This window comes from Rahnella sp. ChDrAdgB13, assembly GCF_017655185.1.
In the GTDB taxonomy this organism is placed as follows: Bacteria; Pseudomonadota; Gammaproteobacteria; order Enterobacterales; family Enterobacteriaceae; genus Rahnella; species Rahnella contaminans.
Map to the genome: position 1 here is coordinate 15,609 of NZ_JAEMGT010000050.1, position 12,211 is coordinate 27,819.

Below are 12,211 nucleotides of genomic sequence, written 5' to 3' on the forward strand. Positions count from 1 at the left end.
ACGAAAACCTACCAAATGCCAATGAGGTCTGAAATGAATCGTAAAATCGCTATCGTAACCGGCGGAAGCCGTGGTTTAGGCAGGAATGCCATTGAAAAATTGGCGAAAAAGGGGGTAGACGTCATTTTCACTTACCACAGTCAGATCGACGCGGCGAAAGCCGTGGTGCAGAACGTGGAAGCCTCAGGTGGAAAGGCGGTGGCTTTAGCGCTCAATACCGGCGAAACCGGTTCGTTTAATGCGTTTGTGGCTGATGTGAAAACGCAGCTTCAGCAGGTCTGGCAGCGCGAGACTTTTGATTTTCTGGTCAACAATGCGGGCGTAGGGCTGCATGAAGCGTTCACTGACACCACCGAAGAACAGTTTGACCTGATGATGAATGTCCATCTGAAAGGGCCGTTCTTCCTCACGCAAAAACTGTTGCCGCTGATGGCCGACGGTGGCCGTATTCTGAATATTTCCAGCGGTCTGGCGCGGTTTGCGCTGCCGGGCTCTTCGGCTTACGCCATCATGAAAGGCGCAATCGAAGTGCTGACGCGTTATCAGGCGAAAGAGCTGGGCGCGCGCGGTATCACCGCCAACGTTCTGGCACCGGGAGCGATTGAAACGGATTTCAGCGGCGGAATGGTGCGTGACAATCCGCAGGTGAACCAGATTGTCTCCGCGAACACCGCACTCGGGCGTGCCGGTTTGCCGGATGATATCGGCGGGATGGTGGCGCTGATGCTCAGCGATGAAGCTGGCTGGATGAACGCCCAGCGCGTAGAAGCGTCGGGCGGAATGTTTATCTGAGCCGTTTCTGTCAGATCTGAACGTTAACTTTCCTGGAAACGCCTGGCTTTGAGATGTTGCTGTTTTTCCAGCTCGAAAATCGCCCGTTGCAGGTCACGTTCCAGCGCGGGCGACAAATGCGGAAACTTAAAACTCAGCCGCTGCGTGCTGACGGTTTCGCCTTTGTTGCTGACAGATTTACGCGGCATCGAGCCGATATATTGCAAATCCAGCTTGAACGAGCCGAGTTCCGCCAGCTGAATCAGCGAATCTTTCAGCACCGCGCCGGAAGCCATTTCCGGTGGCGTTGTGCCGTCAATTTCCAGGCCAAGACCGCCGAGGGAAATATCGCGCACGCGCCAGGCAAACTCTGAGGCATCCGGCAGCTTTCCGCTGCAACGGTAATCCGGCAGCCAGGGAACGTTCACGCGGAAATACTCGCGGCGCTGGATAAAATACAGAACGGGGGGAATGTCGCAGGTAAACGTCGGCAAACCTTCGTACGTCACCTGACGTACCTGACCGCAGGCAAATTCCACTTTCGCACCGGCAGGTTCCGCGACAAAGTTCAGCGTCCCGGCATTGATCGCCAGACCGTTTTCATAATCTGAGCTGCCCAGATCGAACAAAAACTGATGGTTGTCAGAATCAACGTCCAAAATTTTACTGATAAATTGCCCGCGGGCGTGACTGACCATGACCAGCGTCTGGTTCTTCTTCAAGTCACGCAGTACGGACAAGATTGCCAGCGTGTTCCGCTTAGCAAACGACTCTCGGGATACTTCGCTCACCTGCCACACCTCTATATGCAATGATCACAATATGTTCGTACAGCCCTCGAAATAAAAAGTGCCTATTACGGATATCGGTTATTCAAAACAAAACTTTAATGTGTAATAACGGGTATTTTCTCCGGCTTAAGATGAAATTCCGCCGAAGACAGGCCGGAGTTGCTGCCGTCTTCACTTTATATATAGGCTATCTTTCACACTATCGAAGGTTATTTTCCGCCCTTGTCACGGATTTTTTGTTGTCCGGTTCGCAACGGGTTTCAGGAGTTGTATGGAACAAGTGATCAAGTCGCTGGATGCGCTTTACATTAATATTTGCGTGACTTACGCCAGCCTGGTGTTTTTCTATTTTTTCCTCAGCAGCGACAGCCCGCTCGGGCCTAACTCCCCACTCTACAAGCGTGTGTTGTTCGGAGTGCTCTGCGGCGCCGTGGCGGCTTTTCTGGATCGCGATTTGTTCCGACTCAGCGGCACGGTGTATTACAGCTTTGAGATGATCCCGCTGGTGATTTGCGTGTTCTACGTCGGCTGGTTCAGCGTGCTCTGTGGGTTTATGCTGAAATTCTTCCTCACCGGAATGTTCACTATCGATAACCTGTTTGTCGCGGTGATGATTGCGGGCATCTGCTATTTCCGGCCATGGCGCGACAACAACATCCGTACCTTCGCTATTGCGACGTCGATAGTCCTCGTGATCCGGCTGATTGTCTCGGCCCCTTATCTGAATTCCTGGGCAATTATCTGGAGTTCACTTGGCTACCAGCTGGTCACGCTTTTTTGCATGTTTATCTGTTACCACGGGCTGGGAGGTAAATTCCGCTACGTGCGCGCGTTCTTCCGCGAGAAAGAAAACTCGTCGATGGATTTCCTCACCAAAACCTTTAACCGTATGGGGCTGGAAGAACACCTGAAAGCGGTGCAGAAAAACCACAGCGGATTCGGACTGGCGATGCTGGATATCGATTTCTTCAAGAAAGTGAACGATACCTACGGGCATGCGATCGGCGATGACGTGTTGGTGCGCGTGGCGAATGTGGCGCGGATGATGCTGCGAAAAGACGACGTTCTGGCGCGTTTTGGCGGCGAAGAATTTGTGATTTTGATTGCCAGCGGCAACACGTACGAATGCGTGAAATGCTGTGAGCGTATCCGCCGCGCGGTCGAAAGCACGGTCTTTACCAACGCCGACGGCGAACCCTTCAAGATCACCGTATCGCTGGGCGTGGCGAACTACCAGCCAGACAAAAGTTGGCAGGAAAATATCATTGTGGCCGACAGTGCGCTGTATCAGTCCAAAACCAACGGACGCAACCGGACGACCAGCGTTTAACGATTTCTGAAAATTATTTTTCCCTCATACCGAATAAAATGCGGTGCTCAGGTGTTTACCTCATATCGAACACTTACGGGCACCGTTTTTTATGCAAACTTCCACTTCTGTTTCCCGCCACCGTTACGACGGGCTGACCATTCTTCTGCACTGGCTGACGGCGCTGTGCGTCATTTTTCTGTTTGCCAGCGCGCATATCTGGGAAGTGCTTGAGCGCGGCACGCCGCTGCGCAAAGGGCTGCAATCCGTGCATATTTCTGTCGGGATTTTACTGGCGGCGATTATCCTCGGGCGTTTGCTCTGGCGTCTGTTTACGGTCAGCACCGGGCGCAGCAAACAGGAACCTGTCGCCATGCCGGTGATGATGAAAGCGGCGGCGCATCTGACCCATCTGGCGCTCTACATCTTGCTGGTCACGCAGATCGTGCTGGGCTTTTTGTTCCGCTGGTCTCAGGCCGAGCCTTTCTACTTCTTCGGGCTTTTCCCCATTCCTGACGTTTTCAATTTCGACAGTGTGATGACCCGAACCTTCGGCACGTTACACAACAATGTGGCCTGGGCGCTGATTGTTTTGGCGGGCGTACATGCGCTGGCCGCACTGTTCCATCACTACGTTCTCCGCGACGGCATTTTGCGCCGCATGCTGCCGGGCCGCGTCAGCCGCCCGTAAATAATCTCTCCCCTACAGGAAGACAAAAACTATGAAGACAAAAACAGTGATTCAGGCGTTGTCGGTGGTGTGTCTGGCGGGTAATTTGCTGATGTTCAGTGTCGCCGCGCACGCGATGGGTGATGATTCTGATGAGAAAAAAACGCCGGACTGCCCGAAAGGGCAAATCTACGACAGCAAAACCAAAAGCTGCATGGTGGATAAAGGCGGCATGATTTCCGATCAGGACAAAACCCAGTACGCCTATCATCTGGCGAAATCAGGCCGGTATCAGGAAGCGCTGACGGTGCTCGACACGTTGAAAGACCCGAACACCAAAGAAGCCTGGAACTATCGCGGCTACGCCACCCGCAAACTCGGGCGTACCGACGAAGGCATCCGCTATTATCAGAAGTCGATTGCGATTGACGCAAATTACGCCAAAGTCCGGGAATATCTCGGCGAGGCTTATATGATTAAAGGGCGTCCTGATCTCGCGAAAGCGCAACTGGCGACCATCAGAGGCCTGTGCGGCACCGGCTGCGAAGAGTATCGCGATCTGAGCGCGGCTATCGACGGACATCCTGAATCCTGAAACGGGGAAACGCAAAATTTCACCCACCGACTTACGTCATGAACTGAGTCAGTGTCTGGCGCGTCTGTGGCGTTACGCGATGGTGTTATCGCGCAAGCCGGACGTGGCAGATGATCTGGTGCAATCGACCTGCGTGCGGGCACTTGAACGCTGCGCGCAGGTGGTTGATCGCGCCGGTGCCGATCGCTGGTTCTTTTCGATTCTGCATTCCATATGGGTCAACGAACTCAGGGCGCAGCACGTCCGCCAGGGGCAGGGATTTGTCGATGTCAGTGAAACCGACATGCCCGCCGATGCGTTCTCTTTTGAAGACCGGCACTGGCATACGCAGGTGATGCAGCGGGTGAATGCCCTGCCGGAAGCCCAGCGGAACGCGGTGTTTCTGGTGTATGTCGAAGGTTTTACCTATCAGGAAGCGGCAATGACGCTGTCAGTGCCTATTGGCACCATTATGAGCCGTCTGGCGGCTGCCCGGCTTTCGCTGGCAAAAGACACCGGTTCCGGCGCTCAGTCACAACAGGGAGAGAAAAAATGACCCGCGAAATCCCGCCAGCGCCATTCTCCGATGGAGTTCTGGTCGCCTACCTCGATAACCGGCTGAGCGAAAATCAGCGGGCGCAGTTTGATGCACGGCTCGCCGCAGACGACCTGCTGGCCGGACGTCTGGAGCAGATGGCGCGCAGCAATTTGCCTTTCCACGATGCGTTCGGGTCGATGTTGCAGGACGCGCCGGTGGGGCGTTTGCAGGCAGCTTTGGACGCGATACCGGATGCACCGGTTGCCCGTTCGCGCGGATTCAGCCGCCGTGCGTTGCTGGCGGCGTCGGTCAGCTTTATGGCCGTCGGGCTGCTCGCCGGACGCTATTCCGCGCTGCTTTCCGGTGAATCTTCCAAAGACAACTGGCGTGATCGCGTGGCGGATTACATGTCGCTGTACACCGCGCAGACGCTGGCGGACGTGAATGACTCTGCTGAACAACAGCAAATTCAGCTGGCGCGGGTACATAAAACGATGGGCATCGGGCTCAGCCCGGCAGCGCTGGAAGTGCAGGGCGCTGAGCTGAAAAACGCCCGTATTTTGCATTACGACGACTACGATATTGCGCAGATCACTTACCTTGATGCGCGCTACGGGCCGATGGCGCTGTGCATTACCCGCAGCGAACACCGGAATAATACGGCGCAGGAAAGTGAAATCCGGCAAAAAATGAACGTCGTTTACTGGCGCGAGGCGGGTTACAACTTCATGCTGATCGGCCACAGTCCCGCAGCCGTTATGGCGGCGCAGGCCGCGGCTTTGCGGGCTAATCTCGCCTGAGTAGTTTCTCTCCGAAACTAACTTATGTAATTATTTAAAGTATTAAACTATTTTTAATGCACGTAACGACGATGTTAAATTGTTTACGAAATCTCGATAATATGAGTATTCGGTAACATTTGTGTGGTTGATTTGTCGTTGTTCACCGCGGTTTTCGTTACTCCCCATTATTGTCCTTTCAGACTCTGAGGAAATAATCGCTTATTTCCCCACCGCACCGGGTTGTTGATTTCGTTTATCCAGGGAATCTGGATAGCTTTCACCTGCAAAACTAAAAACTAAACATTCAGAGAAACAGACGTCATGAGAAAGATACTCGCCATGATCCTCTGCCTTAACGTGGTTGCATTCAGCCAGACAGCGTTCGCAGAAGATGAAAAGCCCGTTGATGTTTTACTGATCGGCGGCGGCATTATGAGCGCGACGCTGGGGACATACCTTCAGGAATTAGAGCCGGACTGGTCAATCGACATGGTCGAGCGTCTGGACGGTGTGGCGCTCGAAAGTTCCAACGGCTGGAACAACGCCGGTACCGGGCACTCTGCGCTGGCTGAAATGAACTACACGCCGGAAAAAGCCGATGGCAGCATCGACATTTCCAAAGCGGTCGAAATCAATGAATCCTTCCAGATTTCCCGCCAGTTCTGGACTTATCAGGTACAGAACGGCGTTCTGCACAACCCGCGTTCCTTCATCAACAGCACGCCGCACATGAGCTTTGTGTGGGGCGATGACAACATCAATTTCCTGCGTAAACGCTTCGCGGCATTGCAGCAAAGCACGCTGTTCCGCGGCATGGAATATTCAGAAGACCCGGCGCAAATCAAACAGTGGATCCCGCTGGTGATGGAAGGCCGTGACCCGAAACAGAAAATCGCGGCGACCCGTATTCCGATCGGCACCGACGTGAACTTCGGTGAAATCACCCGTCAGCTGGTGGCCTCACTACAGAAAAAACCCAACTTCTCGCTGAGCCTCGGCCATGAAGTGCGCGGTATCAAACGTAACCCGGATAACACCTGGAACGTGACGGTGGCTGACCTGAAAAATGACGGCAAAGAAAGCGTCATCAAGGCGAAATTCGTCTTTATCGGTGCGGGCGGCGCGTCCCTGACCCTGTTGCAGGAATCCGGTATTCCTGAAGCGGATAACTACGGCGGCTTCCCGGTTGGCGGCCAGTTCCTGGTGACTGAGAACCCGGAAATCGTGAAACGCCATCTGGCGAAAGTGTACGGTAAAGCTGCCGTCGGCTCCCCGCCGATGTCCGTTCCGCACCTCGACACCCGTATTCTTGATGGTAAACAGGTTCTGCTGTTCGGGCCGTTCGCGACCTTCTCCAGCAAATTCCTGAAAAACGGTTCCCTGTGGGATCTGTTCGGCAGCGTCAATTTCTCCAACATCATGCCGATGACCCACGTGGGTATCGACAACTTTGATCTGGTGAAATATCTGGTCAGCCAGGTGATGTTGTCCGACGAAGACCGTTTCGATGCGTTGCGTGAATACTTCCCGGATGCGAAGAAAGAAGACTGGCGTTTGTGGGAAGCCGGTCAGCGCGTGCAGATCATCAAGAAAGATGAGAAAGAAGGCGGCGTTCTGCGTCTGGGCACCGAAGTAGTCAGCTCCAAAGATGGCAGCATTACCGCGCTGCTGGGCGCATCACCGGGCGCGTCTACCGCGGCACCGATCATGCTGCACCTGATGGAAAAAGTGTTCAAAGACAAAGTTGCAACGCCGGAATGGCAGGCGAAACTGAAGGAAATCATCCCTTCTTACGGCACTGAGCTGAACGGCAACGTCGCCGCCACCGAGAAAGAACTGGGCGACACCAGCCGCGTTCTGATGCTGGACAACCCGCAACCCAAAGCGGCTGAACCTGCACCTGCGGCAGAGACAAATGCTGCACCGAAAAAAGAGCAAAAAGTCGTCGCTGACGTCGCGCTCTGATCGAATTTATTAAGCAGCGATTTTTAAGGCGCGGGAGACCGCGCCTTTTTTGTTTCTGCTTTCTTTCTCAGATATTTCCAGTAAGTCTGTTCAGCATTCCTAAGCAATATCACTTTCCGAATACTTAAATTTAGGTAAACTGTATCCCTACTTTTTTCATGTGAATTAAGTCTCCAGATACCCGAAAAGCCGGATGCTTTTCACATCTCAACCAAGGATCGGTATGGATACACTGTCCCGTTATTCCCTCAATATCTGGAAAAGCCCCTTTGAACTCGACGTCCTCAACTTTCGCGGCGAAGAACAGCTCAGCGAGCCCTATTCTTATGTGATAGAGGCGACCAGCCCGGAACCGGATATCGACCCCGCGCAGGTCTTACGCAAATTTGCCTGCTTCAGCATGCAGACATCCTCACAACCGGGCCGCACCATTTACGGCGTGGTGCGTGATTTTCAGCGCCTTTCGACTTCCCCCGATGAGACGCATTACCGCTTTGAGCTGGTGCCCCGCCTGAGACTGCTGGAAAACACCACGCGCACCGCCATTTATCAGAACCAGTCGGTGCCCGAAGTGGTCGAACAGCTCCTGCGCGCCCACGACCTCGAAGGGCAGGATTTTGAGTTTCGTCTCCGTCAGGCTTACCCGGAGCGCGAACTCATCACCCAGTGGGGTGAAAATGACCTGCAGTTTATCCGGCGTATTCTGGCCGAAGTGGGTATCTGGTGGCGCTTTGAAACCGATACCCGCCTCGAGTCCGAAACCGTCGTGTTCGGTGACGGGCCGGAGCAGTATCAGTTTGGCGTCACGCTGCCTTATTGTGAGCCTTCCGGCATGAGCGACGGTCAGGCGGAAAGCGTCTGGGGCATGAAAGTCCACTGGCAGGCCGTGACCGGGCGTATCACCAAACGTGATTACAACTACCGCGACGCCACCGCTCCGCTTGATACCGCCGCGCAGGTCAGAAGCCTGGCACCGGTGGCCGGTGAGGGATATCACTACGCCCTGTCGTACCGCGAGGTCGGGGACGATACCGACGCCGCCGCCGAAACCGGCGCGTTTTACGCCCGCATCCGCCACGAGCGCCTGCTCAATAAACAGAGCCGCATTTTTGCCCGCACCACCGGCCTCGCCCTGGCGCCGGGGCAGGTGCTCGAGCCGCAGAACTATCCCTTCAGCGACCTGAAAGACGGCATTCTCATCACCCGGATTGTCGCCAAAGGCGCCCGCAGCGAACACTTTCGCCTTAACCTGTGGGGCATGGCCTACAGCGAAAATGTCTGTTTCCGCCCCGTCCCGCCTGAGCGTCCGGTTATCCGCGGCACCGTACCGGCGCGGGTGGAAAGCACGGAGAAAAAGGATACTTACGCCTGGCTCGATAATCAGGGGCGGTATCGCGTCAGGCTCAACGTTGACCGGGATGCATGGGGTAACGGCCATGCGTACCTGCTGCTGCGCCTCGCCCGGCCTTACGCCGGTGACGGCTACGGCTGGCACAGCCCGCTGCCCGACGGCACCGAAGTCGCCATCGCCTTTGAGGCCGGAAACCCGGACCGCCCTTACATCGCCGGTGCCCTGCACGACTCGGACCACGCCGACCACGTGACCGAACGCAACCACACCCGCAACGTCCTGCGTACGCCTGCGAATAACAAGCTGCGGATGGAGGACCGGCGCGGCGAAGAGCACGTCAAGCTCGCCACCGAATACGGCAAAACCCAGCTTAACGCCGGGCATCTGGTGGATGCGCAGAATAAGCCGCGCGGCGAGGGCGTCGAGCTGCGCACCGACGAACACGGCGCGGTGCGCGGCGGTAAAGGCATTTTCATCAGCGCCGACGCCCAGCCCAAAGCGCAGGGTCAGGTCATGGACAACAGCGCCGCGCTGCGTGAAATCGAATGCCTGCAACAGCAGGTCAAAGCGCTGAGCCAGGCGGCCGCCGAAGTCAGTGCGCTGGAGGCCGATATCGCGGCGCAAATCGCGATGTTCAGCGAGCGCCTGAAGCCGATTAATCAGGTGGTGCTCGCCAGCGCCCCGGAAGGCATGGCGCTGACCAGCGGCGAGCATCTCCAGCTGGCGGCCACCAAAAACCTGATACTGAACGCCGGTCAGAACGCCGATTTTGGGGTGATTAAAAACCTGACCCTCAACACCGGGCAGGAAATGGGGATATTCGCGCTGAAGGGCGAAATGAGCCTGAAGGCCAGTCAGGGCATGGTTGAGATACAGGCGCAGAACAGCACCATGGCGCTGGCGGCGGGCAGGAAAGTGAGCATCACGGCGGTGGACGGCGACATCCTGTTTGCGGCGAAAAAGCGCATCACGCTGATTGGCGGCGGCAGTTACCTCATCCTGCAGGACGGCAAAATCGAGTACGGCACCGAACATGACTACTTCCGCCGCACCGGGCATTCGGTGCTGACGGTGCCGGAGGCAAAGCCGCTGAAAATGCCGAATATGCCTCTGGTTGAAGGCTATAGTGAATTTTTCATCTTACGGGATCAGGAGACCGGAGCGCCGCTCACAGGCTTGCCTTATACGCTGACCATCGCCGGAGAGGCGTTCGACGGCATAACCGATGAGCACGGACATACGCGTTATGCCTGGACCTCGCAGAGCGATGAAATCGAAGTGATTCCTCATCCGGAACAATTTATGCGGGAGATAGTTAACGCACGCTACTGGGATGAAGACAACGCCGTGAAACTGGATTTTTCCCATACTGACAAGGAAGATGAATAATATGGCATCTGGAAAGAAAACGGCCAGCCTGCCGGGCGCAACGGGCAAGAAAACGCCGACGGTGTTAAAACCGGAGGGTACCGCCGCTGAAGTCAGCAACCCGCTGGATTTATGGTATTTGTGCGAAAAGGTGAATTACGCACTTAAATTCCCCAAAATCCGGTCTGACGGTGCAGTGCTTTACCAGCGCGTCGTCACGCAACTTATCCGGCTGGATGACCGCAATTTTAAATATCATTTTCCCTACATCGGAGAAGTGGGTTATGACATGACCCAAAGCCCGCCAAAACCCGTGATGAGTAAAAAGAACCCGGCGTTTCCCAGCAGTTTTCCCTTATCGAAATACATGGCGATCAAGAAAGGGTATCAGTATCGCCTGCGCGGTTTACTTGGCAGCGACGTTACCGTGGAACGAACCAGCGAGCTGATGACGCGTAATGATCTTGAAAACTCCCTGACTGCGGGTATGCGGGAACAACCCGGCGCGGCAAAAGAAGTCGATGATATTTTCAAGAAAATGAGCCAAAGGACCGGGCTGTTTCGGATACCGGATGTTATCCGTATAACCAATCCAATGCTCAGTGGTTCACTGGCCTTTAGCCAGGAAAATATTCATACGGTGATTGAGATTAAATTTCCGGGCGACCGCTTGTCTTATGACCAACAACAGGCCTATCAGAGGATTTCTGGAAATAGAGAAAATTTTCGCCTTTTAGAAACGAAAGTTTGTCAGATCGACGACAAGCGAAAACGCGAGTGGATAAGGGATGCCAAAAAAGAACCGGTTTACCTGCCCGTGGGTCTTTCCGGGTACAAGCCCAATAACCCACTGCGGCCTGAAATTGAAGCTTACCCGCAAATAGAAGGATTAATTCAGCAGGAATACGAGGAAGTGATCCATTATTTTAATCCCGCAATCCCGGTGAACTATGATATGCCGAGGTTTGAGCCGATGCCTGACCCTGCGATATTGGTGGCAAAAGAAAGAGAAATGGATCGCGCCAGAGGGTATCTGGGAATGGTGCTGGGCGGGCCCATGTTTGCCGCCGCCGCAGCGCCTGTGGTTGCCGAGGCTGGCGCAGCCGTAAGCGGGGTTAAGGTCGGTACAGAAGTATTAATCGGTAAGTCGGCAGAGCAATTAGTCCGCTATATTAAGGAGTTAACTTCCGGGTTCGCCACCGGTGGGGCATCAGGTTATGCGTTTGCTGATGAACAGGCCAAACCGGATACTCATTCAAACACAAACAGCACAAGATCATTTTTAGATAACCCGGCGCAAGTGAGCCAGGATTATGTTTACTGGCCAGATTAAGGAGAAATTGCAATGGATTTTTTTGAAAAGTTTAAGCAGGCTGAATACGAATTCACCTATGGGGCACTTGATGACCCTGAAAATTATAATGCATTACAAGTAGGGCTGGTGGCCTATTTTTATATAGATAAAGGTTATTTACAAACAAATCGAGATGCAATAGCAAGCGCCCTCGAATTATGTCATGGGAAAATAGGGAAAAAACTAAAATGGAGTTTTTTCAAGAACCCTAATGTGACAGAAAAATATACCGACTCGGTAGCTTCCAAATATAAAATGTTAATTGAAAATTCAGGTGGAGAGCATGTTGATTTTTGGTGCGCTTCAGAAGAAGGGTTCGAACATAGCAGTGATTATAGAATTCACATGGCATCATCAGCAGATTGGTTCGAAATAGTTCATTCAGCTGTTAGTTTTTTTAATGTAAACTTTCCTGCAAGTTACACTAACTCTAAAGAGGAAATTTCAGCATTATTAAATGAACTCTGTGTAATCTTAAAACCAATGCATGGGTTATTAGGTCTTGGGATTCAACAATGTCAAGAAAAAGAAACCTTTCAACATATTGAGTATGATATATGTCATGATTTTCTAGGTATTGATGTTACTAATGATAATACAGATGAGCACTTTAGAAATGGCATTCGCTCAATCAACTGGTATACTTTTTTCAACGAGCATTGGCTCGGTAAGCTGGGCGGAATTAATACGCTGCGCTCAAAACTCGACGACCCGCGGATACAAATCACATCTTACGAT

The 12,211-nt window shown here is 53.6% G+C and carries 11 protein-coding genes; 10 read left to right on the forward strand and 1 reads right to left on the reverse strand.

Translation table 11 applies throughout. The features are described 5' to 3' along the window. Window positions 1–33: 33 nt before the first annotated feature. Window positions 34–792, forward strand: a complete 759-nt coding sequence (locus tag J8X26_RS14695; protein WP_165060824.1) for an SDR family NAD(P)-dependent oxidoreductase — start codon at window positions 34–36, stop codon at window positions 790–792. Window positions 793–815: 23 nt separating this feature from the next. Here the strand turns inward: J8X26_RS14695 and J8X26_RS14700 are convergent, their stop codons facing one another. Then, on the reverse strand, window positions 816–1,562 hold the full coding sequence (locus J8X26_RS14700) for a flagellar brake protein (RefSeq protein WP_208951248.1): 747 nt from the start codon (window positions 1,560–1,562) through the stop codon (window positions 816–818). A 271-nt stretch (window positions 1,563–1,833) separates the two neighbouring features. Between J8X26_RS14700 and J8X26_RS14705 the strand changes: the two genes are divergently transcribed. The 9 genes from J8X26_RS14705 to J8X26_RS14745 all read left to right on the forward strand — a co-directional run. Further along, window positions 1,834–2,892, forward strand: coding sequence for a GGDEF domain-containing protein (locus J8X26_RS14705; protein ID WP_208951249.1), 1,059 nt, complete (start codon window positions 1,834–1,836; stop codon window positions 2,890–2,892). Between the two features lie 91 nt (window positions 2,893–2,983). Next, a complete protein-coding gene (locus tag J8X26_RS14710; protein WP_165060829.1) occupies window positions 2,984–3,562 on the forward strand; it encodes a cytochrome b in 579 nt (192 codons plus the stop codon). Between the two features lie 31 nt (window positions 3,563–3,593). After that, entirely contained in the window at window positions 3,594–4,136 is a 543-nt protein-coding gene (locus tag J8X26_RS14715; RefSeq protein WP_165060832.1) for a tetratricopeptide repeat protein, read from the forward strand. A 79-nt stretch (window positions 4,137–4,215) separates the two neighbouring features. Continuing rightward, on the forward strand, window positions 4,216–4,671 hold the full coding sequence (locus J8X26_RS14720; protein WP_244370591.1) for an RNA polymerase sigma factor: 456 nt from the start codon (window positions 4,216–4,218) through the stop codon (window positions 4,669–4,671). Further along, window positions 4,668–5,453, forward strand: coding sequence for an anti-sigma factor (locus tag J8X26_RS14725; protein ID WP_208951250.1), 786 nt, complete (start codon window positions 4,668–4,670; stop codon window positions 5,451–5,453). The genes J8X26_RS14720 and J8X26_RS14725 overlap by 4 nt, the downstream gene beginning before the upstream one ends. 303 nt (window positions 5,454–5,756) lie before the next feature. Further along, window positions 5,757–7,400 (forward strand): malate dehydrogenase (quinone), encoded by a 1,644-nt coding sequence (gene mqo / locus J8X26_RS14730; RefSeq protein ID WP_101077664.1) that lies wholly within the window; start codon window positions 5,757–5,759, stop codon window positions 7,398–7,400. A gap of 223 nt (window positions 7,401–7,623) precedes the next feature. Beyond that, window positions 7,624–10,140 (forward strand): type VI secretion system Vgr family protein, encoded by a 2,517-nt coding sequence (locus J8X26_RS14735; protein ID WP_208951251.1) that lies wholly within the window; start codon window positions 7,624–7,626, stop codon window positions 10,138–10,140. Window position 10,141: 1 nt separating this feature from the next. Next, on the forward strand, window positions 10,142–11,452 hold the full coding sequence (locus J8X26_RS14740; protein WP_152327622.1) for a VRR-NUC domain-containing protein: 1,311 nt from the start codon (window positions 10,142–10,144) through the stop codon (window positions 11,450–11,452). Between the two features lie 12 nt (window positions 11,453–11,464). Then, window positions 11,465–12,211, forward strand: a 747-nt coding sequence (locus tag J8X26_RS14745) for a type VI immunity family protein (RefSeq protein ID WP_208951252.1), incomplete at its 3' end; no start/stop codon positions are given.

Coding starts and splice junctions, on each gene's coding strand:
- J8X26_RS14695 (WP_165060824.1), top strand. CDS start 34: ATGAATCGTAAAATCGCTATCGTAACCGGCGGAAGCCGTGGTTTAGGC.
- J8X26_RS14705 (WP_208951249.1), top strand. CDS start 1,834: ATGGAACAAGTGATCAAGTCGCTGGATGCGCTTTACATTAATATTTGC.
- J8X26_RS14710 (WP_165060829.1), top strand. CDS start 2,984: ATGCAAACTTCCACTTCTGTTTCCCGCCACCGTTACGACGGGCTGACC.
- J8X26_RS14715 (WP_165060832.1), top strand. CDS start 3,594: ATGAAGACAAAAACAGTGATTCAGGCGTTGTCGGTGGTGTGTCTGGCG.
- J8X26_RS14720 (WP_244370591.1), top strand. CDS start 4,216: ATGGTGTTATCGCGCAAGCCGGACGTGGCAGATGATCTGGTGCAATCG.
- J8X26_RS14725 (WP_208951250.1), top strand. CDS start 4,668: ATGACCCGCGAAATCCCGCCAGCGCCATTCTCCGATGGAGTTCTGGTC.
- mqo (WP_101077664.1), top strand. CDS start 5,757: ATGAGAAAGATACTCGCCATGATCCTCTGCCTTAACGTGGTTGCATTC.
- J8X26_RS14735 (WP_208951251.1), top strand. CDS start 7,624: ATGGATACACTGTCCCGTTATTCCCTCAATATCTGGAAAAGCCCCTTT.
- J8X26_RS14740 (WP_152327622.1), top strand. CDS start 10,142: ATGGCATCTGGAAAGAAAACGGCCAGCCTGCCGGGCGCAACGGGCAAG.